Here is a 22,526-nt window from a genome sequence, read left to right as displayed (position 1 = left end):
TTGATTCTTAATTAATTTTTAAACAATATGATTATAAGGAGATCCGAAATATGAACTTCGATTATTTAAATCATCCATACCCATCAGAACGGCAAACTGTATTTGCGAAAAATGGAATGGTCGCCACTTCTCAGCCTCTTGCTGCCCAGGCTGGTTTGGATATTCTGAAAAAAGGCGGAAATGCAATCGATGCGGCGATAGCAGCAGCTGCCGCCTTAACGGTTCTTGAACCAACCTCTAATGGCATTGGTGGTGACGCATTTGCACTGGTTTGGACAAACGGAAATCTGTATGGCCTAAATGCAAGCGGTCCTGCTCCATCGGGGCTCTCCATTGAAGCTGTTAAGGCAAAAGGATACACAAAAATGCCTGTACATGGAGTAACTCCTATAACGGTACCAGGTGCTCCAGCTGCATGGGTACAGCTATCAAAGCGCTTTGGTCGTCTGCCTTTTCAAGATGTGCTAGCTCCTGCAATCGCATATGCTGAAGAAGGATATCCTTTAACTCCAATTCTGGGGAAATATTGGGCTCTGGCTTATGAAAAATTCAAAACGGCTCTAACAGGTCCTGAGTTCGAAGCTTGGTTTGCTGCTTTTGCACCAAACAAGCGGGCCCCTGAAATCGGTGAAATCTGGCGTTCAGCAGATCATGCAGCTACATTAAGAGAGATAGCTGAAACGAATGGAGAAAGCTTCTACCGCGGACGATTAGCAGAGAAAATCAGTTCCTTTGTTGAAAATCACGGAGGTTTTCTATCAAAAGAAGACCTTGCTTCCTATGAAGCAGAATGGGTTGATCCAATTTCGGTGCATTACAAAGGGTATGATGTATGGGAGATCCCGCCTAATGGCCAGGGGATTGTCGCTTTGCTGGGGCTCAATATAGTAAAGGGCTATACAATGACCGCAAAGGACAGTACAGATACATACCATAAGCAAATTGAAGCGATGAAGCTTGCTTTTACAGACGGGAAAGCATATGTAACAGATCCAAAAGAGATGAAGATTACTGCGGAAGAGCTTTTGTCAGAACAATATGGAGAATTGAGAAGAGCTGAAATAACGGATGAGGCGATTTTACCTGAAGCCTATGAGCCTGCAAAAGGCGGTACTGTGTATTTGGCCGCTGCAGACGGGGAAGGCAATATGGTTTCGTTCATCCAGAGCAATTACATGGGATTTGGTTCGGGTGTTGTTATTCCTGGAACGGGAATCTCCATGCAAAACCGTGGACACGATTTTTCTCTCGATGAAGCACATCCGAATGCATTAAAGCCGGGAAAGAAAACCTACCATACTATTATTCCAGGTTTTTTGACAAAGGATAATCAAGCAGTTGGCCCCTTTGGAGTGATGGGCGGATATATGCAGCCCCAGGGACATCTTCAGGTAGTCATGAACACGATTGATTTTCACCTGCATCCGCAGGCAGCTCTTGATGCACCGCGCTGGCAATGGATAGAGGGAAAAAAGGTGCTTGTTGAGCCTCATTTTCCTTCGCATCTTGCACAAGCTTTAGTCCGGAAAGGGCATGAAATCCAAAAGACAGTGGATACAGGACAATTTGGACGCGGACAGATTATATGGAGGAATCCTGACACAGGTGTGCTTACTGGAGGTACAGAGCCAAGAGCAGATGGATCGATTGCGTCGTGGTAAGGGAAGAAATCGAGGTGACTTTTTTGTGAAACAGTGGACTATTTTCATCGCATTTTTCAGATCGGGCATGCTTGGATTTGGAGGTGGCCCTTCGACGATTCCGCTTGTGCATAGAGAAGTAGTTGAGAGATTTAAATGGATGAATGATGATGAATTTTCAGATGTACTGGCGCTTGGGAATACACTTCCGGGGCCAATTGCAACGAAAATGGCCGGGTACATCGGATATAGGATCGGCGGCTATGCAGGCATGCTGAATGCTGTCATTGCAACGGCACTTCCAACGGTAATCTTGATGATTTTGCTGCTGACAACCTTAAATGCTTATAAAGGTGAAGCATGGGTCAGAGGAATGTCTCAAGCAGTTCTGCCCGTCGTGGCTGTCATGCTGCTTACTCTTACATGGGATTTTGCGAAGAAATCATCGCAGTCCTTTGGCTTGCTTAAAACGGTTCTCCTTATGGGAGCATCCCTTTTCTTGATGGAGGCTCTCCACGTTCATCCGGGAATTTTAATTGGTGTTCTGCTGCTTTGGGCTATTTTTTATAAAGGGAAAAGCGGCGGGAAGAAAGAGAAGGGGATGGATTCATGATTTACTGGCACATTTTTTTGGCCTTCTTCGTGCCTGGCATCCTCGGGTATGGGGGAGGTCCAGCTTCCATTCCTCTTATTGAAAAAGAAGTAGTCGACCGTTATGAATGGCAGACCGTCAGTGAATTCAGTGAAACACTGGCACTTGGAAACGCACTCCCTGGCCCGATTGCAACAAAAATGGCTGGCTTTATCGGCTATCAGGAGGGCGGCTTGCTTGGGGCAGCGGTTGGGCTGTTTGCCACTATTGCTCCCTCACTGATTTTAATGCTGATTCTTTTAAAGGTTCTAATGAAGTATAAGGAATCGCCTCAGGTAAAAAGGCTATCCACAGTGGTAAGGCCTGTCATCGCGGTTATGCTTGGAGTAATGACCTATCAATTCCTGGATAATGCCGTTCTTGGTTTTGGAATATGGCATACGCTGCTGCTGTTTATCCTTAGTTTCGTCCTGCTTGAAAAAATGAACGTTCATCCTGCCTTTGTCATAGCAGGAGCGCTTGTTTATGGAGGAGCTTTCCTTTCATAGCCTGGTTCAATCCCTCTTCAAAAAAGAAAGAGGGATTTTTAATGAGAAGGATAAAATTTAAGATAATCACAATAGTTTAAGACTTATCAACAGGCCTGTGAATAATTGTATTTCCTCTGTATATATAGTGGCGAACAATTGTACCCACACAAAATGTGGATAGAAATTGTGGATATGTTGATAACTTCTGTTGATAACTGTTGTCGAATGGTGGAATAACATGTGAATATCTAATAATTTTACAAAAAATTTAAAAACGTTTACATAGATTTACAAAATACACAGGTATTTGAGCTTTTTCGACATTTTTGGCATGATGGTGTTACAATCATGCACACAGGAAGGAATGGACCTTTGAGAATTTATAAAATCTTAAACAATAATGCTGCAGTCGTTCTTGATGATCACCAGGAGAAAATTGTAATGGGTCCGGGAATTGCTTTTCAAAAAAGCAAAAATGATATTATACCGGCCGGTAAAATTGAAAAAATATTTGTGATGAGAGAAGAAAGCGAAAAATTTCAGCAGTTGCTGCAAATGGTCCCCGAAGATCACGTCGAACTTGCCGAAGAAATCATCAGCTATGCGGAAGGCTGTTTGATGTCACCGCTCAGCGATCACATTCACATAGCTCTGACAGATCATCTGTCGTTTGCTATAGAAAGAATTCAGCAAGGCTATCAGATTCAAAATAAATTGCTGAACGAAATTAAAGTGCTCTACAAAAAAGAATTTGAGATTGGACAATGGGCAATCCGAAAAGTGCAGGAAAAGCTTTGCATAACTCTTCCGGAAGATGAAGCGGGACACATTGCCCTCCATATCCATACTGCGAAATTAGATTCTGCTGATATGACGGTTACCTTAAAGCATACGGCCATTATTCAAGAATCAATCAGCATAATAGAAAAACATTTCGGACTGAAGCTCAGTGAAAATTCCATTTCCTATCAGCGTCTGCTGACTCACCTTAGATTCGCCTTAAATCGGCTGGAGCAGGACGAGGAATTTCATGTCATGGATACAGACATGCTGAGCCTGATTCAGGAAAAATACAGTTTTTCCTATCAATGTTCATTAAAGATTGCCGATTATTTAAGCGAGGAATACAATCTGCATTTTCCAGAATCAGAGATTGGCTACATTACTCTTCATATTCAGAGATTAAGCGATTAAAAAAATCTTGACGCACACGCTTTCATCTCATACAATGAAAGCGGATTAAAAAACTTGATATCCGGGATTGTGACTGGTTATGCAGGCAAGACCTAAAATTTGTAAAGAGATCAATGGAGAAACTCTGTCTATGATACCTTTATAAGTTTTAGGTCTTTTTTCTATCTAAAGGAGGATTAACAATGAATTATAAAGACGCTGCAGAAAAAATTGTTCCGCTGCTCGGCGGAAAAGAAAATATCATCAGTGCCACCCACTGTGCTACAAGGCTCCGATTGGTTTTGCAGGATGAAAGCAAAGCCGATAAAGCGGAAATAGAAGAGGTTGAAGGAGTTAAAGGCGCATTCGCAAGTTCTGGGCAATTTCAAATTATTTTTGGTACAGGGAATGTGAATAAAGTCTATGAACAGCTGCAGCCAATGCTCGGAAGGATGGATACAGATCATGTATCGCATGCTGAAGCTGTGAAGCAAAAAATGAATCCATTTGCCCGATTTGCAAAAACACTGTCGAATATTTTCGTTCCGATCATTCCGGCAATCGTAGCAAGCGGTTTATTAATGGGTCTGCTTGGAATGATGAAAGCATTTGAGTGGGTCAGTACAGACAGTCCATTCATTGTTTTGCTTGATATGTTCTCAAGCGCAGCATTTATCATTCTGCCGATTCTAATTGGTGTCAGCGCATCCCGCGAGTTTGGAGCAAACCCCTATTTAGGGGCTGTTATCGGGGGGATTCTTACACACCCTGCCCTTCTGAATCCGTGGGGACTGGCTGAAGCGAAACCAGAGTATTTGAACTTTGCGGGAATGGATATCGCGATGCTTGGCTATCAGGGAACCGTTATTCCAATTCTTCTTGCTGTATATGTGATGAGCAAAATTGAGAAAGGGCTTCGCAAGATTGTACCTAACTCGATTGACTTGCTTGTCACACCATTTTTGACAATTATCTCAACAGGTTTTATCGCTTTAATTGCTATTGGCCCTATTGGCCGCGGATTAGGAACTCTGATTACAACTACGTTAACTTACGTATATGATACAGCTGGTTTTATGGCGGGGCTTATCTTTGGAGGAACCTATTCTTTAATCGTACTGACAGGTGTTCATCACAGCTTTCATGCCATTGAAGCAGGCCTTCTTGCCGATCTTGGGAAGAACTATCTCCTTCCGATCTGGTCAATGGCAAACGTTGCTCAGGGCGGAGCGGGACTCGCCGTTTTCTTCATGACAAAGCGAGCGAAAACAAAAGAAATTGCATTGCCTGGAGCATTCTCGGCATTCTTGGGAATTACCGAGCCGGTTATTTTCGGAGTCAACTTACGCTACAGAAATCCATTTATTGGAGGTATGATTGGCGGAGCACTTGGCGGCGCATATGTTGTCTTCACGAATGTTGCCGCAAATGCGTATGGATTAACGGGCATTCCGATGATTGCCATTGTTGCTCCATTCGGAACATCGGCGATCATTAATTATCTGATCGGATTCGTCATTGCTGTAGCGGGTGCCTTCATTGCAACACTGCTTCTTGGATTAAAAGAAGAAGAGACTAAGTAGGACTTGCTATTTAAAAGAAGAATTAAGTAAGCTATAACTAAAAATCAGGCAGTTTGATGTCTGATTTTTCTTTCACTCGAGAGGAGAGCTGCATCCATGAAAAAAGGGATTATCAGTTTGGGAGAAGCATTAATCGATTTTATACCAGTAGATTCGGATCAGTTAATCTATCAAAAAAGTCCGGGAGGCGCGCCAGCAAATGTTGCAGTTGGTTTAGCGAGACTTGGAGCTGATTCAGCTTTTCTTGGAAAAGTGGGAAATGACGTGCTCGGGACTTTTTTAAAAGATACTTTAGCTTCTTACGGGGTTCATACAGATCATATGCTGCTGTCAGATGAAGCGAAAACAGGTGCTGTATTTGTTACATTGGCTGAAAATGGAGAGCGTTCGTTTGATTTTTATATCAATCCAAGTGCAGACCGGTTTTTGAAAAGGGAAGAACTGAACGAATCGCTGTTTGAAGACAGTAAAATCCTTCACTACGGTTCGATTTCTATGATCAGCGAGCCTTCTAGAAGTGCGACGATCAGAGCTGTTGAGCTTGCCAGAAAGAACAGAATGCTTGTTTCATATGATCCCAATTTAAGATTGAGCTTATGGGAAAACGAAGAAGCTGCACGTGAAACCATCCTTTCTATGTTTGAATCGGCCGATTTAATCAAGATTTCAGAAGAGGAACTTGAATTTTTGACGGGAGAAGCAACGATTGAAAAAGGGGTAGAAAAGCTCTCCGCTTATAACATTCCATTGTTGCTTGTCACACTCGGGAGCGAAGGAAGCTATGCATTTACACAGAATGTGACTGCAAGAATTCATGCAATGCAGGTAAATGCAGTTGACACAACCGGTGCTGGAGATGCTTTCGTATCAGGTGTTTTATATAAATTAAATGAGTATGAGGGAAATCTAGCCTCTTTAACGGAGAAGGAATTACAGGACATTGGCCGGTTTGCAAGTGTTTCAGGCGGACTTGCTGCATCGGTTAAAGGAGCCATGACAGCATTGCCTACACTGAAAGAGGTTCAAGGCATTCTGCAAAATTCGTAAAGGAGAGTTGGACGTGATAAACCGTGATTCAGAGTTAAAAGAAGCTGCTTATCAAGAGGCTGAGGCAAGCCGGGAAACGGTTGAGAGTGACCCGTATCGGCTGAAGCATCATATTATGCCTCCTGTCGGACTTCTTAACGATCCGAACGGCTTTATTCAGTGGAAGGGGATTTACCATCTCTTCTATCAATGGATGCCGTTTAAAACAGGACATGGAGCAAAGTTCTGGGGGCATTATAGTTCAAGAGACCTCGTGAATTGGAAACATGAACCGATTGCTCTTGCTCCAAGCGAGTGGTATGAAAAGGATGGCTGCTACTCAGGCAGTGCCATTGAAGCTTTTGATAAACTTCACCTGTTCTACACTGGAAATGTGAAAGATGAAAATGGTGAAAGGGAAACCTATCAATGCCTTGCCGTCTCAGAAGACGGAATCCACTTTGACAAAAAAGGCGTTGTAGTTGAACTTCCGGACGGCTATACGGCACATTTTCGCGATCCAAAGGTGTGGGAGCATGAAGGCAAATGGTATATGGTTGTTGGAGCTCAAACAAAAGAGCTGGTCGGCCGTGCAGCGCTGTTCTCCTCTGTGGATCTCTATAATTGGGAGTACCTAGGCGATGCTGCCGGTTCTAAAACCGGTATGCTGGATGAGTTCGGCTATATGTGGGAATGTCCTGACTTGTTTCATCTTAACGGGAAAGATGTACTGATTGTTTCTCCTCAAGGTTTGGAGCCGAAAGGAATTCTTTATCAGAACGTTTATCAATCAGGCTACTTTGTTGGGGAGCTTGATTACAAGACGGCAAAATTAAATCATGGTGAGTTCACTGAGCTTGACAGAGGCTTTGATTTTTATGCTCCGCAAACGACTGTTGATGAAAAGGGCAGACGCTTATTAATTGCTTGGATGAGTGTGCCAGATCAAGATGAGGACAAGCATCCGACCATAGCAAACAAGTGGATTCACACTATGACATTTCCGAGGGAATTGTCGATAAAAGGTGAAAAATTGGTGCAGGAGCCTGTCGAAGAATTAAAAGCTCTTCGAAAAAATGAACAGATTCTTGAAAATGTAAAGGCAGTAAATGAAGAAGTTCATATACATGAAGCAGAGGGTGCTGTTTATGAACTGATCATGGATCGTATAAAAGTAGAAGACTCTTTTAAAATCTCTATTAAAAAGAATGCTGAATTGCATTATTCACGCAGAGACAGGCTGTTTACATTAACTAGAATCAGTTATGCTGACGGGATGCCTGAATCAAGAAAATGCCGATTGGCAGAGCTGACCAAGCTTCAAGTATTTGTAGATGCATCATCGATTGAAATTTTTATAAATAATGGTGAAGAAGTGTTTACGGCGAGGGTCTTCCCAGATGCTGAAGACCGCAGCATTGTTTTTTCTTCCAAGGGAGAAACAGTATTTGATTTGAAGAAATGGGATATGTAATAGAATGGATGGCTGCCTATTTATTGGCGGCTTTTTTTATTTAGGAATAAAGAAAATAGTCGATTTGAGGATAATTGCTTAACAATAATAGCATTGTATGAGCTGGAAAAGTGCATCATCTAGGAAGGTTTGAAGTCAGTTCCAACAGGCAGATCCAGAAAAAATGAAAAAGCCGGTCATCAAGGACCGGCTCAATTTAAGAGAGAAGAAGGATAAAATTCAGCGCTTCGATGGCGAGCGGAATCGCCAATAAAAGCAAAAAAAGCCTATATTGTCGGATCTTTATCTGTCATGTCTGCGCTAAACGGGCGCTTCCGCTTTTCTTATTCGCTTTCGTATAAACGCAATGCAGCATGGTTTGTCGGCCCAACGTACTCGTTAAGAGGGAAGGAATGACGAATCGCTGCTGTAATAAATTGTTTAGCTGTATAAATGGCTTCTTTAACTGAGGCACCTTTTGCAAGTTCCGCCGTAATCGCAGCTGAATATGTGCAGCCTGCACCGTGTGTATAAGAAGTATCGATGCGCTCGCCTTCAAGAATCTGAAATTCTGTTCCATCATAAAGAACGTCTACTGCTTTTTCATGCTGAAGCTTTCCGCCGCCTTTTACAAGCACGAATTTAGCGCCCAGATCATAAATTTTGACTGCCGCTTCCTTCATTTGATCAACAGTTGTAATGGTTCCGATGCCGCTTAATTGGCCAGCTTCAAATAAGTTTGGAGTAACAACAGTGGCAAGCGGTGTAAGGATTTCGCGCAAGGCATCCGCAAGGTCGGGATACAGTACTTCGTCGGCACCTTTACATACCATTACAGGATCCACTACTACGTTTTGAAGGTTATTCTTTTTTATCGTTTCTGCAGCAAGTTTAATGATATCTACAGTTGGAAGCATACCTGTTTTCATGGCATCCACACCGATTCCTTCTACGATGGTTGCTGCCTGAGCTTTAATGGTATCTAATTCCACGGGAAATACTTGATGATGCCATTCATTAGCCGGGTCCATCGCTACAATGACTGTTAAAGCAGTCATTCCATATACTCCGCGCTCTTGAAATGTTTTTAAATCTGCCTGAATACCAGCACCGCCGCTGCTATCTGATCCAGCAAATGTTAAGGCTTTTTTCATTGTCATAAGTATGTGTACCTCCATCCAGGTGATTGAAAACGAATCTTACAAAGCTATTATAACAATTTAGAAAAAGGTTAGCCATTGATGCGAAATAGGTTGTAAAATGGATAAGATACCCATATACTGTTATTGAACAGTGGTTAAATAAAGGGCGGTGATACATATGGCAGCAAGAAGAGCAGTCGATCAAGAACTTACGCGGGAATCCATCATGCATGCTGCGCACCAATTATTTACTGAAAAAGGCTATCAGAACGTTTCCATGAGACAAATCGCCAAAGAGCTGAATTACAGTCACGGAGCCATCTACTATCATTTTAAAAACAAAGCTGAGCTTTTTTACGCGCTGGTTAAAGCAGATTTTACCCTCCTGGATGAACAATTGATGAATGTTTTGGACCAAGATGAACTGAGCAATAAAGAAAAAACACAAAAAATACTAGAGAGCTACATTGAATTTGGCTTGAGAAATCAAAGCCAATATGAACTCATGTTTTTAACTAAAGATGAAGAGGTTATCAGCTATATGATTCATGAGCCTAATGCGAGCTACGATAAATTTGCTCAAGCCATTTACGCGCTATCGGATCAGCAGCTTTCAGCAACTGTCATTTGGTCTGTCTTTTTGTCCCTTCATGGATTTGTCACGCATTATTGCAAGACAGGGATGACATTTGAAGAGGTGGAGCCTCTGGTGAAGGCACATGTTCTTTTTCTAATGAAGGGGTTATCTTAATTTTTTGTCTTTAATTGAACGGTGGTTAATAAAGGGGAGGAGAATGAAAATGAATGCAATTGTTTTTGGGGCATCAGGCGGAATGGGTTATGCACTTGTAATGGAACTTGTCAGCAGAGGATTTGAGGTTACAGCTTTTGCGAGAAATGAACAAAAGTTAAAAAAACTTTTTGGCCATATAAAAGAAGTGAGGATTCATCCAGGTGATGCAATGAACCCTGATGAAGCAGCAGAGGCATGCAGGAAAAAAGAATTCATTTTTCACAGCATTAATATTCCTTATCCTGAATGGGCGGATGGACACCCGCGTATTATGCAAAACTTGCTGCAGGCTGTAAAACAGGAGAATTCACGCTTCATACTTGCAGATAACATATACGCCTATGGAAGACAATCGGAGGCTGTCACTGAAGCTGCCTCCAAGGACCCGCATACAAAAAAGGGGAAAATAAGACTTCAGCTTGAACAGATGGTGAAGTCAGCAGGAATTCCTTATCTCATTCTTCATTTTCCGGATTATTATGGTCCAAAAGCTGAAAATACCTATATCCATTATACGCTTAATCAGATGCTGCAAAATCGCTCCTCTCAATTTGTCGGTTGTTTAGACCTTGAGAGAGAATATATTTATACTCCTGACGGTGCGAAAGCTGCGGTTGAACTCGCCCTCACTCCACATGCTTATCAGCAAAATTGGAACATTCCTGGAGCGGGGACAATGACTGGAAAAGAGTTCGTTGAAATGGTGCGCGGCGCAACTGGCTACAGCAAAAAAGTGATATCGGTTAAAAAAGGCATGATTTCTTTCATCGGTCTTTTCGACAAAATGATGAGGGAATCGGTTGAAATGATGTATTTAACAGAAAAACCGGTTCATTTATCTGGATCCAAATATGAAAAAGAAATTGGTCCGCTTCCAAGAACGCCATATGACGAGGGGATAAGAGCAGTCATTTCCTCCATGCAAAAAACCAGCTAGTCAGCTGGTTTTTGGGGGACACGAAACATCTATTTTATGTTAATATATGGAAAATAGATACGGCCTTGTATTTTCCTTTTTATACAGGATAAAGAATCTTCTTCTTCAGGTTCCTGTGCTGCTGGTTTTGGATTTTCAACAGGTTCGGGAGCAGGTTCTTCTTCAGCAGGAGGACCGGTTTCTTGTCTTCTTCAACTGGTGCTGAATCTGCGGGCACAGTATTTGGATAGTTGTTTGCGGCAGCTATTGCTTCAAATGATTGGTTTGAGTGAAGAATGATAACAGAGGTTCCTGTGTGTACTAGGTCGAATAAGTAGCGGAATTCTTCATTATGCATACGAATGCAGCCTGCACTGGCATACGTTCCGATAGAATTTGGATTGCTGTTGCCATGGATGGCATAGGTCGTTCCATTGGTGCCCAGAGCATGAAGACAGAGCCATCTGTCTCCAAGTGGATTTCTGCTGTCGCCCCCTGGAATCTTGTCTTTGTAATAAGGACGATTTTTAATCTTGTTTACAATCGGAAATGTTCCTTCCGGGGTAAACGAATTATCTCTCCCTAGTCCCCTTTTATTTAGCACCAGAAAAGTCAAACCCGGACGTTCTGCCGGATTCTTATCTGTCATGCCTGAGCTGAACAGGCAACTCCGCTTTTCTGATTTCAAGAAAAGAGTAACAGACAAAGACTGAGGAACATGTAGAATCTTCTTGTCGAAAGCTGACAATGAAAGGAACTTCATTTTTAACTCTTTTCACAGCATAAGACGGGATGAAATATTAAATAATTCCACAATTCCCATCAAGAAATATAAAAAAGGCGGGTCTCATTAGACATGAGACCCGCCTATACATCTATATTAGTAGGGGGAAATATAGATTGTATGAATTATTGGTGTGCTACGATAACTACTTTGCCTTTATCAAGCTCTTCTTCCATATGAGCTGCTTCATTCTCTGTTAAACCCAGAGATACCATTTTTGAGCGAAGCTCATCTCCGCGTGAACGGAATACGTTTTTCATTGATGAAAAGATGCCTTGCTCTGATACGCCGACACTTTCAGTATTTGTACCGGAAGTGAGATGCTTTGAGCGGTTCGGGTCATGTGCGAATAAATAAATATCGTCTTTCACAAACCCTTCAACTTCAAGGTGATTGATTTTTTCTGTTGCTTGAATACCATTTTCAACTACAAATGTTTTCATTTTAATCTCTCTCCTTATATGTGCTGATAGTTAATAAATACCCAATGTACAAAATTAAAAACAAAGAATGTCATAAATGGGTCTAAAGGTTCAGCCTAGAGAAATTCTTTCCTTTTTATGTTTTAATGAGCAGTAGAAATAAACGAAGAAATGAGGAGATCTCTATTGCGTGTTTCAGTCGTTATTGTAACGTATAACCGTCTATACCCTCTTGCTGAGCTTTTGGAATCAATTGCCCGTCAAACATACCGCCCGCATGAAATTATTATTGTGAACGACGGAGGAGAACCGGCAGACTCTTTAACAGCTGCTTATGATGATCTGCCGATTCGGATGATTAATCTAGAAGAAAATACAGGACATGTTCATGCACGGAATACCGGAGTATTTCAGGCAGAGGGCGATGCTATTATGCTATGTGACGATGATGATTATTTCGCCCCGGAGCATATTGAAAGAATGGTGCATGAACTGACAGATGCACATCTTGTTTATTCAGATGTTGAGATTGTCGAGTTTGAAGTTCAAAATAACGTTCGTGTGCCCGTAAGCCGCAGATTATTCGCCTATACATATGATGCAAAGGAGATGAGGCGCTTCTCAACATTTGTGCCATCAGGAAGTTTGTACCTAAAAGAGGTGCATCAGTCGATTGGATATTATGATCCTGAGGTTCATAATTATTGGGACTGGGATTTCTTTTTAAGGGTTTCAGAAAAATTTCAAGTAAAGCGGGTTCCTGTGGCAAGCGTTATTTATGCTTTTTCTGATACAGGTAATCATCAATCCGCAGCTCTTAATGAAAGAAGACAATCTTACCTCGAAAAGCTAAGTGAGAAGCATCAATTGGGAAAGCTTCCCCAAAAAAACTTCTTCGTTTTATTAGAAGAACCCGAGTTAAAGGCAAGAGAAGCGCTGAGCTTGCTTGTCTGGGACGGAAAGCCGATGATACCCAGAATCACCTGACTCCTGCTGCAGCGGGAGTTTTTTTATATTTGCAAAGAAGCAGCCTCTATGATACTATATGTTTAAACATTTAAACAAATAAACATAAGGGAGTTTTTATAGATGAAAACCGTGTTAATTACAGGAGCATCAGATGGGATTGGAAGAGAACTTGCTTATAAGTATGCTCAGGATGGATACCGTCTAATCTTGACGGCAAGAAACGAAATGAAACTGATGAAACTTGCAGGCGAACTGAAAAATACGACAGCAATCGTCAAAGCCAAGGACTTAAGTGATATGAAGCAAATTCATGAGTTATTTCAGGAATTGCAGGAGGAGAGAATTCATGTTGACGTTTTAGTGAACAATGCCGGCTTTGGTCTGTATGGTGATTTTAAAAACACTTCCGCAATAGATGAGCTGAACATGATTGATTTGAACGTTAAATCCATTACACTGCTAACCAAACTATTTTTGCCTGATATGATTTCAAAAAAATCCGGTCAGGTTTTAAATGTTGCCTCCTCTGCCGCTTTTCAGCCAGGACCATTAATGGCTGTGTATTACGCGACAAAAGCTTATGTGTTATCATTTAGTGAAGCAATTGAAAATGAACTGAAAGGCACTGGTGTATCAGTCTCAGTTTTATGTCCAGGCCCTACTAAAACCGGCTTCAGTGAACGTGCCTCCCTTGAACAATCCAAGCTCTTTAAAAGCGGAGTAATGGATGTGAAAACTGTTGCTGATGCGGCATATGAAGGGATGAAAAAAGGACAGACGCTGATTATTCCAGGCTTTAAAAATAAGATTCTTGCAGCAGCTGTACGATTCATGCCGCGAAAAACAGTAACAGGCATTGTGCGGAAGACGCAAGAGCGCGCGTAAGAAAGGTGTGAAGCTAAATGGGAGACCAAGCCATTGATACATTTCGTTCATGCATCCCATTATTCCATGCTCTCGGGGATCCAGCGAGACAGGATATTATTCTTTTATTAGCAGAAACAGAACGTCTGACTGTGAATGAAATTGCCGATCAGTCCAGGCTTTCAAGACCAGCCATTTCCCACCATCTTAAAATTTTGAAGGATCAGGGATTGGTAAGCATTGAACAGCAGGGGACGAAGAGGTTTTATTCATTAGCGCTTGAAGATTCCGTTACCCTGCTGAAAGAATTAATTACATTAGTAGAAGAAACCTGTATTTGACTAGACCTCGGAAAGGGTGGAAACAGATGAAACAGCTGCTTCATGACGGCTGGTGGACATGGCTCAAGCCGGAATTTGATAAACCCTACTATCAGAGGCTGAGAGAATTCCTGAAGACAGAATATGAAACAGAGACTATCTATCCAGATATGGAAAATCTGTTTAATGCACTGCAATTCACTTCCTATGAAGATGTAAAAGTCGTGATCCTTGGACAGGATCCATATCATGGACCAAATCAGGCTCACGGACTCAGCTTCTCTGTTCAGGAAGGAGTCAAACTCCCGCCATCGCTCCGCAATATTTTTCTTGAATTGAAGGACGACCTTGGATACGATCCTCCAAATCATGGATCACTTGAAAAGTGGGCCAAGCAGGGTGTGCTGCTATTGAATACGGTTTTGACGGTGAGAAAAGGCCAGGCCGCCTCACATAAAGGGCAAGGCTGGGAGACGTTCACAAATCGCATTATTGAACTTCTGAATGAGCGTGAACTCCCAGTTGTGTTTATATTATGGGGAAAGCATGCAGCAGAAAAGAAACCACTGATTGATACAGACAAGCATATTGTGATTCAATCGCCGCATCCAAGTCCTTTTTCCGCCAGAAAAGGGTTCTTTGGGAGCAAGCCGTTTTCAAGAGCGAACGAAGCACTAAAGGAAATGGGCCGGAAGGATATTGACTGGGAAATAAAATAAAAAAGAGGAGGTGCGGACTGCACCTCCTCTTTTTGCGCATCGATGGCGAGCGGAATCGCTCAGGCTCCTCGGCCAGAACGGATCCGAAAGTATTGGCAAAAAGCGCCTTCACTGGCTGATCCTTATCTGTCTGTCGGAGCTAACCGGGCGCTTCCGCTTTTCTAATTAAACCCAGCCCGTTACACGCTCATGATCTGTTACAAGCAACAAGATTTTTCCTTCATCAAGCTTTTCTTCGTAGCGTTCTGCTTCTGCAGAGCTGAATCCGACTTCCTCTAATTTCGTGCGAAGCTCATCGCCCTTTTTGCTGAAAATGTTGCCGACCGCACTTCCAAGACCTAATTCAGAGATGCCGATCGTATTTGCTTCAGCGTTGTTTGCTACACGGTTTGTGCGCTCATCATCATGTGAGAGAATATAAATGTCATGCTTGTCGACACCTTTACTTTTCAGTACCATTACGTCATTTTTCAATGATTCGTCATTTGTATATTCTTTTACAGCTGGTTTCATTTTCATCCACTCTCCTTTTAGGTTTCCTAGTCATTAAATAGCACGAATCGTACCTGGTTAAACCTCTTTTTTTACAGGCGATGTTCTGTAACTTTGATATAATAGGCTTTAAAGACGATAATAAAGGCAGGATATTAAATGAAGAATCAGCCGATTAACTGTATAAAATGCACGTATTATTATGTCACGTGGGACAGGGCTTTTCCAAACGGCTGCAAGGCTTACGGGTTTAAATCTGCTGCAAGACCTTCCGTAACCGTGCTAAAATCATCAGGTGAATCCTGTTTGAAATACACACCGAAAAGATAATGTGCGATGCGATACAGAAAGTAATGGAGGAACGATAAGGATGGATATACATATTTCAAAGCTCCTTGCGAAAATGGAAAAAGAAATTCACCGTGCGATGCACGGATCAAGTGATTCAGAAGTAAGAGAGAGACTGCTTGCTGTGAAAACACTTTGTGATCTGGTGCTGGAAGAGCAGGCGGAAGAACGCTATGAACAAAAGCAGCAGCCTTCTCATCATCAAGTGGATGCTCTTCAGCTGCAAAAAATGATGGGGACATCCAATTTGGGCAAGAAAAAAGAAGAGGACGGCGTGAACGGCGATTCTATTTTTGATTTTTAAATCCTTCAAAAATTTTGAACATCTGTTGACGAATCCGCTGGCTGTCTTGAATTAAGTAAATGATAGGGTAAGATGAAAACTAGAGGCTGATTTTAAAATCGAGGAGAAGATAATCGTGAAACTATTTTTAATACTAGCTGCAGCAAACGCTTTTCTGGCCGTTGGATTAGGTGCATTCGGAGCTCACGGGCTTGAAGGGAAAGTACCTGAAAAATACTTGAAAATTTGGCAGACGGGCGTCACCTATCAAATGTTTCATGCGGGCGGCTTATTCGTAATCGCCTTTTTAATCGACAAACTTCCGCAGGCAGGCATGCTGACTTGGGCCGGCTGGCTCATGTTTATCGGCATTCTCTTATTTTCTGGAAGCCTGTACGTTTTAACCGTTACGCAAATCAGTGTGCTCGGTGCGATCACACCGCTCGGCGGCCTGTCCTTTTTAATTGCCTGGGTCATGATGATCATCGCGGTTGTGAAGTTTTTATAATTTGGGTAAAGAGAGTCCTATGCGGGGCTCTTTTTTGATTGAACGAATTAAACGACAAGTTTCGCAGAAAAAACATAAAGAGTTTCCGGTGCAAATCTAGTAATCTCATCACACAATACATGGTAAAATAGGGAAAAAGAAGGGCGGGATGTAATGTGAAGAAGGTACTTTTGATTTTAGGAAGTTTAATGATTTTATCTGGTGTACTGGGTGCACTAAATCATCTATCACTTATTTTTAAATCGCTTAAAGAAGAACTTGGTGAATACGGGAGTCCATCTTCTATAATGATCTGGCAATATATTCCCTCCTTTACGATCTACGTCACATTACTTGCAGCCGGCAGCCTTTTGCTCGGTCTCGCAGCTTTATTGAAACAGCAAGAGAAGCGCAATGTTCTGATGGAACACCTAATAGATGCTGTGAAAGCAAATGAGGTTCAGACAGCACAGCCAGCAGCTGAACCCGATTCTGATATTGAAAAGCAAACACTTGCCCTGTTTCAAAGCAGAAATGAGCGTGAGGTTGACGAATCTCATCAGGATCCCGGTGAAGATGAACGCTACTACTGGAAGGGATGAGACATCCATAAAAAAGAGCATACATTAAATGTATGCCCGGTGCCGCGTTATCTAGGAGGAGAAGAAGCCATATCATAAGGATAATAATAGGCAATTTCCTCATCAAATGTAATATAGTCTAAATATACCATTAACAGAAGGTATCTTTTCGATGTTTTTTGATCGCTTAAAATAATATGATCTCGCCCTGCGGCTTCGATGACGCCTTTAAAGATCTTAGAGTTCCACTCTTTGCTGGCTTCAAATGTCATATAGATGGTTGCTACTTTCCCTCGATTTAAACGCAGTATATTTTCAATGTACGATTCCTCTAACGGGAGCATGCCGCCCTGTGCCTGAGTGGGAGTCTGCTGCATGCCGCCGCCCTGCATCCCTTGCATTCCCTGCATCCCCTGGCCGCCGCCCTGTTGGGGATATCCAAATTGCGGCTGCTGCTGACGGTAATCGTACCCGGCTCCATAAGGATTGAAGCCTGCTCCAAACTGATTGAACGATGAATTCATGTTGTACCTCCTTAAGTAGAAAAAATTTAATAAACGTCAGGACAATTTGATCGAGTCGGCAGAAAGAAACAGTGTGCTTTGAACCTTCCCGGATTCGGCTGGTTATACGAGGTGTCCGGACATTCTCCGGAAGGTCTGAAAAACCAAAGGTTCTGCACGGACGAGCCGTGCAAGCAGCTCCACTTCCTTTGATGTATAGGGAATCACTCCCATGTCATCACCTGCCTTATGAAAAAAAACATCTGGTTGTATAAGGTGACTAGATGTAGAAAATTCAATCTCACTCATTTATAGGTATGTATGGAAAGGCTGTGTTATGCCATAAAAAAAGCCCTTGCCGACTTTGGCAAGAGCTTCAATAATCTTTTATTAAATATGAAAATATCCGTACAATTTATCAGCAGGAAGAATATTTCCTACAAAGAATGTGCCAAACTCGCCGTAGCGTGCGCTGACTTCGTCAAAGCGCATTTCATAAACAAGTTTTTTGAACTGTAGCACGTCATCTGAGAATAGCGTAACTCCCCATTCAAAATCATCAAAACCGACAGAGCCTGTAATGATCTGCTTTACTTTTCCTGCGTATTGGCGGCCAATCATGCCGTGGCTGCGCATCAGGCTTTTGCGTTCATCCATTGGAAGCATATACCAGTTATCTTCGCCATTGCGGCGTTTATCCATCGGATAGAAGCAAACATGCTTTGCTTCCGGAAGAGATGGATAAAGACGGGCAAGCACTTGAGGATTTTGGTATGGGTCTTCACCAGAAGGCAAGTAGTTGCTGAGCTCTACAACAGATACATAGGAATATGTAGGAAGAGTATAATCAGCAAGCTTCGATTTATTAAACTCTGTTTCAATAACATTTAACTCTTCCATAGTAGGGCGCAGAATCATCAGCATAAAGTCAGCTTTTTGTCCGACAATCGAATATAGTGCCTGACTGCCTTGCTTTTGATCTTCAGCAATGCCCCATTTTTCAAGCAAACCCTGAAACTCATAAATTGCTGCTTGACGCTCGTCACTGCTTACCGTTTTCCAAAGCGCCCAGTTCATTGCGCGGAAGTCATGTAAACAATACCAGCCATCTAACGTTTGTGCAGCTTCACTCATATAAGTTCACTCCGTTTCATCATACTTAAATACCTTTTAACTATACCATAGTTTGTCCATTCCATAATGGAAACAGCCTTCATTGTCCATATTAAAAAGATAGTACATGTGTTTAGATGTTAGTCAATTTAGAAAATAAAGAATTTAAGGTGTAAGCGCTCTATCAGTCCGCGGCTGTTTGAATTTGCTTGTAAGTGGAGTATCCTTAAACATAGAGCAATGGTTTTTAACTAATTAGGAGGTTTTTTAATGTCTGATTTATTTACTCTTTTAAAAGAAAAAGTAACTGGAAAAGAGCTGAAAATCGTTTTTCCTGAAGGAACGGATGAACGCATTCTGACTGCAGCAAACCGCTTGGCAGGAGAAGGAATCCTTAAGCCTATTCTTGTCGGCAGCAAGGACGATATTACGAAAAAAGCAAATGAACTGAACCTTACATTAGATGGCGTCGATATTTATGATCCAAAAACATTTGAAGGCATGAAAGAGCTTGTTCAATCTTTCGTAGAACGACGAAAAGGCAAAGCGACAGAAGAACAGGCACAAAAAATTCTGCTTGATGAAAACTACTTCGGAACGATGCTTGTATACACAGGACAAGCTCACGGCTTAGTAAGCGGTGCAGCTCATTCAACAGCAGACACCGTGCGCCCGGCGCTTCAAATCATCAAAACAAAAGAAGGCATCAAGAAAACATCCGGCGTCTTCATCATGGTTCGCGGCGATGAGAAATATGTTTTTGCAGACTGTGCAATCAATATTTCACCAGACAGCCAGGATCTTGCTGAAATTGCCATCGAAAGTGCAAAAACAGCTGATATGTTTGATATCGAACCAAGAGTGGCTATGCTTAGCTTTTCAACCAAAGGCTCTGCAAAATCACCTGAAACAGAGCGCGTAGCTGAAGCGGTAAAAATCGCAAAAGAAATGGAGCCTAACCTTGTTTTAGATGGTGAGTTCCAATTTGACGCTGCATTTGTACCGTCTGTTGCAAAATCAAAAGCACCGGATTCAGTCATCAAAGGCGATGCAAACGTATTTGTTTTCCCAAGTCTTGAAGCAGGAAACATCGGATACAAAATTGCACAGCGCTTAGGCAACTTTGAAGCAGTCGGACCAATTCTTCAAGGATTGAATGCACCTGTGAACGATCTTTCACGCGGATGTAATGCTGAAGATGTTTATAAGTTAGCATTGATTACTGCCGGGCAAGCGGTTTAATAGTAAGAATGGAGAGACAGCCGGGTTTTGGCTGTCTCTTTTTCTGCCTCTTTATTCTATTCGTTCATGCTATAATAAACATGCTTATTAACTCGAGGGAGTCCATGAACATGTCATTTGAAACCTTATTAAAACAAGATGAATGGAAGATTGTCGATCAGTCCAGCCTCGGACCTCATTTCGATGCGAGACAGTCCTTTGCGATGGATGATACGTTATGTGCTGCGGTCGGGAACGGCACTTCTCCTGCAACGGCCAGGACATGGGTTCATCACAAAACGATTGTGCTTGGCATTCAAGATACGAAGCTTCCATATTTACAGGACGGAATCTCTTATTTAAAAGAAAAGGGGTACCGCGTAATCGTCCGTAATTCAGGCGGCCTCGCTGTTGTTTTAGATGAAGGGGTTCTTAATATATCACTGATTTTTCCTGAAACAGAGAAAGGAATCGATATCAATCGCGGCTATGATACGATGTGGGATTTAATTAAGCGGATGCTTGCGGGCTATGGTGCTGAGATAGAAGCACGAGAAATTACAGGATCTTATTGCCCCGGCAGCTATGACTTAAGCATAGGCGGAAAAAAATTCGCCGGAATTTCACAGCGGAGACTGCGCGGCGGTATCGCTGTTCAAATTTATCTCTGTGCTGACGGCAGCGGGGCTGAGAGGGCGGAGCTTATACGCAGATTTTATGAGCTTGCGAAAAAAGAGGAGCCGACGAAGCTCGTTTATCCTGAAATCGTTCCAAAAACAATGGCATCTTTGAGCGAGCTGCTTGATGACGAAATCAACGTCCAAACGCTCATGCTTTCATTTTTGCAGACCTTGAAGGAGCTGAGCGGCAGAATGTACGCTGCTTCGCTGTCTGTCGATGAGCAGGTGCTGTTTGAGAAAAATCTGCTTCGCATGTACGACCGTAATGAGAAAGTGTTTGGGACATTTCAATAAGCGGGGGATATCTCCCAAAAGCAGGCAGGAGGATTCTCCTTGCCTGCTTTTTATGTTATTGGAAGTTGGTGTCTCTAGACGAGCGCAATGAGATTATCAAATATGAAAAATCTTACCTTAGTTCGTGATCTTTTTAGAGCACTAATCGTTCCTCACCATCTGTTGTTTGTGCTGTAAGCGAGCTTTTTGAGCACTTACGTTTTCACGGCATTTAGAGTATGTGCTGTAAAGCCCTTATAAGAGCACTTGCGACTCCTCACCGTTCGGAGCTTGTGCTGTAAACATCGTATAAGAGCACTTATGCTCCTTGACTACCCATAGTTAGTGCTCCAATAACGTCTTTGAAGCACTTTCTGCTCAATAAACAAGTTTTTAATACATGATGTCCCCAAGAAGTGTACTCAGCTAAAATAGATGCCTGTGTGGATATCCAACTATTTCTGCGCATCGGTGTCCAGCTCCAGCGCTCAGGCTCCTCTTCCAAGAACAAAATTGCCCGAAAAGTCTTATTTATCGGGACTTTTCGGGCAATTTCTTATCTGTCATGCCTGCGCTAAACGGGCGCTTCCGCTTTTCTCATTCAGCCAACTTTTCCAAATTCCCATTCCGGTCCATTTTAAACTTCGTAGCCGGACGCTCTTCTTCTTCAAATAAAACTAGTTTTCTTGCACGGTTCATAATCTTCATTAATGTTTCATAATCTTCTTGAACCATAACAGTATCCTGTTCAAGCTGAGAAACTTTTACGGCCAGATCCTGATTGCGTCTTGAAAGCTCATAGTTTTCGCGTTTCAATCTCTCATTCTCAAGTTTTAAGGCATTGACATGTTCATTGTTCGAAGAATAAGATTCTAAAAATGCGATAACCTGGTTCATTGTGAGATCAGCAGATGCGGCAGGTGTTCTGCGCGCAGTATATGGGATTTCATAGGTCTCTTCTTGATAGACTTCTTCTTTGTAGACAGGGTGAGTGACTGCAGGCAATTCTTCGTTATTCGTCTCATAAGCTTCAACTTCAGTCATTACCGGTGCTGCTTCTGATTCCGGCGGAGAATACAGCAATTGCTTTTTGGCGGGCTGTCCCTTGCCGGTTGCTCTCATTTTTTGCTTGCGCTGTTTTTTTGCCAGCTGAAGCGCTTTTTCATAGTTATGTCTGACAACTGCGTTCCAGCGGAAACCGCAGGCTGCTGATGTACGATTGAGTTTGTCTCCAACTTCTTCAAATGCGTTTAGCTGTGTGCTTCCTTCTCGAACGTGGCGGAGCACGGTTTCAGCTAATAATAAATCATCTTCTTCTGACCAGGCATCTTGTCTTTGCTTCATGGTCTCAACTCCCTTTTAAGTTATAAAGTTCCTGAGCTTGGATGGCAAGTGGAATTGCCGGCTCCTCCGAGTAGAATCAGGATGAGCAAGGCGATCCGCTTTTCTTAGATAGATAGTTGTGTATTTTCCTGTTATCATTTTGACCAGAAACACTGGGCTTTATACAAAAATATTAGAAGGATACTAGATTTTCCTTCCATTTTTCCCGTTTGGCTATAATAGAAGTTATTTCCCCCGGCTTGCAATGAAGATCGATTAACGGTAAAATACCAAAT

General features: G+C 42.3%; 25 protein-coding genes and 1 pseudogene. 18 read left to right on the top strand and 8 right to left on the bottom strand.

Annotation, left to right across the window (positions count from 1 at the left end):
• Positions 1-50: 50 nt before the first annotated feature.
• The 7 genes from E2R53_RS17085 to E2R53_RS17055 all read left to right on the top strand — a co-directional run bounded on the left by E2R53_RS17085 (position 51) and on the right by E2R53_RS17055 (position 8,018).
• Positions 51-1,661, top strand: a complete 1,611-nt coding sequence (locus E2R53_RS17085; protein ID WP_133312900.1) for a gamma-glutamyltransferase family protein — start codon at positions 51-53, stop codon at positions 1,659-1,661.
• Positions 1,662-1,686: 25 nt separating this feature from the next.
• The gene (locus E2R53_RS17080) at positions 1,687-2,253 is read left to right on the top strand and encodes a chromate transporter (protein ID WP_133312899.1); all 567 of its coding nucleotides are present in this window, start codon (positions 1,687-1,689) and stop codon (positions 2,251-2,253) included.
• A complete protein-coding gene (locus E2R53_RS17075) occupies positions 2,250-2,780 on the top strand; it encodes a chromate transporter (protein WP_133312898.1) in 531 nt (176 codons plus the stop codon). The genes E2R53_RS17080 and E2R53_RS17075 overlap by 4 nt, the downstream gene beginning before the upstream one ends.
• 354 nt (positions 2,781-3,134) lie before the next feature.
• Positions 3,135-3,956 (top strand): PRD domain-containing protein, encoded by an 822-nt coding sequence (locus tag E2R53_RS17070; RefSeq protein ID WP_165971020.1) that lies wholly within the window; start codon positions 3,135-3,137, stop codon positions 3,954-3,956.
• A 182-nt stretch (positions 3,957-4,138) separates the two neighbouring features.
• Positions 4,139-5,518 carry a sucrose-specific PTS transporter subunit IIBC gene (locus E2R53_RS17065; RefSeq protein WP_133312896.1) on the top strand — a complete coding sequence of 460 codons (1,380 nt, stop codon included), beginning with the start codon at positions 4,139-4,141 and terminating at the stop codon, positions 5,516-5,518.
• Positions 5,519-5,614: 96 nt separating this feature from the next.
• Positions 5,615-6,565 (top strand): aminoimidazole riboside kinase, encoded by a 951-nt coding sequence (locus E2R53_RS17060; protein ID WP_133312895.1) that lies wholly within the window; start codon positions 5,615-5,617, stop codon positions 6,563-6,565.
• Between the two features lie 16 nt (positions 6,566-6,581).
• On the top strand, positions 6,582-8,018 hold the full coding sequence (locus tag E2R53_RS17055; protein WP_133313105.1) for a glycoside hydrolase family 32 protein: 1,437 nt from the start codon (positions 6,582-6,584) through the stop codon (positions 8,016-8,018).
• Positions 8,019-8,341: 323 nt separating this feature from the next.
• Here E2R53_RS17055 and E2R53_RS17050 read toward each other — a convergent pair whose 3' ends face one another.
• Positions 8,342-9,157: a bifunctional hydroxymethylpyrimidine kinase/phosphomethylpyrimidine kinase gene (locus tag E2R53_RS17050; RefSeq protein WP_133312894.1), complete on the bottom strand. Its 816-nt coding sequence runs from the start codon at positions 9,155-9,157 to the stop codon at positions 8,342-8,344.
• Positions 9,158-9,317: 160 nt separating this feature from the next.
• On the opposite strand from E2R53_RS17050, the gene E2R53_RS17045 reads away from it, so the two are divergent.
• Positions 9,318-9,890: a TetR/AcrR family transcriptional regulator gene (locus E2R53_RS17045; protein WP_133312893.1), complete on the top strand. Its 573-nt coding sequence runs from the start codon at positions 9,318-9,320 to the stop codon at positions 9,888-9,890.
• 43 nt (positions 9,891-9,933) lie between these two features.
• Positions 9,934-10,869, top strand: coding sequence for an SDR family NAD(P)-dependent oxidoreductase (locus E2R53_RS17040; protein WP_133312892.1), 936 nt, complete (start codon positions 9,934-9,936; stop codon positions 10,867-10,869).
• 79 nt (positions 10,870-10,948) lie between these two features.
• On the opposite strand, the gene E2R53_RS23775 is transcribed toward E2R53_RS17040, so the two are convergent.
• Complete coding sequence (locus E2R53_RS23775; RefSeq protein ID WP_353653482.1) at positions 10,949-11,596, bottom strand: L,D-transpeptidase; 648 nt, start codon at positions 11,594-11,596, stop codon at positions 10,949-10,951.
• 161 nt (positions 11,597-11,757) lie between these two features.
• Complete coding sequence (locus E2R53_RS17030) at positions 11,758-12,075, bottom strand: general stress protein (protein WP_133312891.1); 318 nt, start codon at positions 12,073-12,075, stop codon at positions 11,758-11,760.
• Positions 12,076-12,240: 165 nt separating this feature from the next.
• On the opposite strand from E2R53_RS17030, the gene E2R53_RS17025 reads away from it, so the two are divergent.
• The 4 genes from E2R53_RS17025 (at position 12,241) to E2R53_RS17010 (ending at position 14,926) form a co-directional block, all read left to right on the top strand.
• Positions 12,241-13,041: a glycosyltransferase family 2 protein gene (locus E2R53_RS17025; RefSeq protein ID WP_133312890.1), complete on the top strand. Its 801-nt coding sequence runs from the start codon at positions 12,241-12,243 to the stop codon at positions 13,039-13,041.
• Between the two features lie 102 nt (positions 13,042-13,143).
• On the top strand, positions 13,144-13,908 hold the full coding sequence (locus tag E2R53_RS17020; protein ID WP_133312889.1) for an SDR family NAD(P)-dependent oxidoreductase: 765 nt from the start codon (positions 13,144-13,146) through the stop codon (positions 13,906-13,908).
• Between the two features lie 17 nt (positions 13,909-13,925).
• On the top strand, positions 13,926-14,228 hold the full coding sequence (locus tag E2R53_RS17015) for an ArsR/SmtB family transcription factor (protein ID WP_133312888.1): 303 nt from the start codon (positions 13,926-13,928) through the stop codon (positions 14,226-14,228).
• Positions 14,229-14,254: 26 nt separating this feature from the next.
• A complete protein-coding gene (locus E2R53_RS17010) occupies positions 14,255-14,926 on the top strand; it encodes a uracil-DNA glycosylase (protein ID WP_133312887.1) in 672 nt (223 codons plus the stop codon).
• A 165-nt stretch (positions 14,927-15,091) separates the two neighbouring features.
• Here E2R53_RS17010 and E2R53_RS17005 read toward each other — a convergent pair whose 3' ends face one another.
• Positions 15,092-15,439, bottom strand: coding sequence for a general stress protein (locus E2R53_RS17005; protein WP_133313103.1), 348 nt, complete (start codon positions 15,437-15,439; stop codon positions 15,092-15,094).
• A gap of 349 nt (positions 15,440-15,788) precedes the next feature.
• Here E2R53_RS17005 and E2R53_RS16995 point away from each other — a divergent pair, with 349 nt between their 5' ends.
• From E2R53_RS16995 to E2R53_RS16985, 3 genes are all read left to right on the top strand, one after another.
• Positions 15,789-16,070 (top strand): YwdI family protein, encoded by a 282-nt coding sequence (locus tag E2R53_RS16995; RefSeq protein ID WP_133312885.1) that lies wholly within the window; start codon positions 15,789-15,791, stop codon positions 16,068-16,070.
• A gap of 115 nt (positions 16,071-16,185) precedes the next feature.
• Positions 16,186-16,557 (top strand): DUF423 domain-containing protein, encoded by a 372-nt coding sequence (locus tag E2R53_RS16990; protein ID WP_133312884.1) that lies wholly within the window; start codon positions 16,186-16,188, stop codon positions 16,555-16,557.
• A 155-nt stretch (positions 16,558-16,712) separates the two neighbouring features.
• Entirely contained in the window at positions 16,713-17,138 is a 426-nt protein-coding gene (locus E2R53_RS16985; protein ID WP_133312883.1) for a hypothetical protein, read from the top strand.
• 47 nt (positions 17,139-17,185) lie between these two features.
• Here the strand turns inward: E2R53_RS16985 and gerQ are convergent, their stop codons facing one another.
• The 3 genes and pseudogenes from gerQ to hemQ all read right to left on the bottom strand — a co-directional run bounded on the left by gerQ (position 17,186) and on the right by hemQ (position 18,754).
• A complete protein-coding gene (gene gerQ / locus E2R53_RS16980) occupies positions 17,186-17,641 on the bottom strand; it encodes a spore coat protein GerQ (protein WP_133312882.1) in 456 nt (151 codons plus the stop codon).
• 26 nt (positions 17,642-17,667) lie between these two features.
• Positions 17,668-17,790: pseudogene (locus tag E2R53_RS23630) on the bottom strand (cell wall hydrolase); the annotation flags it as partial.
• Positions 17,791-18,010: 220 nt separating this feature from the next.
• Complete coding sequence (gene hemQ / locus E2R53_RS16970) at positions 18,011-18,754, bottom strand: hydrogen peroxide-dependent heme synthase (protein WP_133312881.1); 744 nt, start codon at positions 18,752-18,754, stop codon at positions 18,011-18,013.
• Between the two features lie 249 nt (positions 18,755-19,003).
• Here hemQ and pta point away from each other — a divergent pair, with 249 nt between their 5' ends.
• Together pta and E2R53_RS16960 are read left to right on the top strand one after the other, a co-directional pair.
• On the top strand, positions 19,004-19,975 hold the full coding sequence (gene pta, locus E2R53_RS16965) for a phosphate acetyltransferase (RefSeq protein ID WP_133312880.1): 972 nt from the start codon (positions 19,004-19,006) through the stop codon (positions 19,973-19,975).
• 104 nt (positions 19,976-20,079) lie between these two features.
• The gene (locus E2R53_RS16960; RefSeq protein WP_133312879.1) at positions 20,080-20,928 is read left to right on the top strand and encodes a lipoate--protein ligase family protein; all 849 of its coding nucleotides are present in this window, start codon (positions 20,080-20,082) and stop codon (positions 20,926-20,928) included.
• Between the two features lie 576 nt (positions 20,929-21,504).
• On the opposite strand, the gene E2R53_RS16955 is transcribed toward E2R53_RS16960, so the two are convergent.
• The gene (locus E2R53_RS16955; RefSeq protein ID WP_133312878.1) at positions 21,505-22,251 is read right to left on the bottom strand and encodes an RsfA family transcriptional regulator; all 747 of its coding nucleotides are present in this window, start codon (positions 22,249-22,251) and stop codon (positions 21,505-21,507) included.
• Positions 22,252-22,526 lie beyond the last annotated feature (275 nt).

Source organism: Peribacillus frigoritolerans, assembly GCF_004358755.1.
Classification (GTDB): domain Bacteria; phylum Bacillota; class Bacilli; order Bacillales; family Bacillaceae; genus Bacillus_P.
Note: the sequence above shows the minus strand (reverse complement) of the source record. Positions and strands in the feature narration are given on the sequence as shown.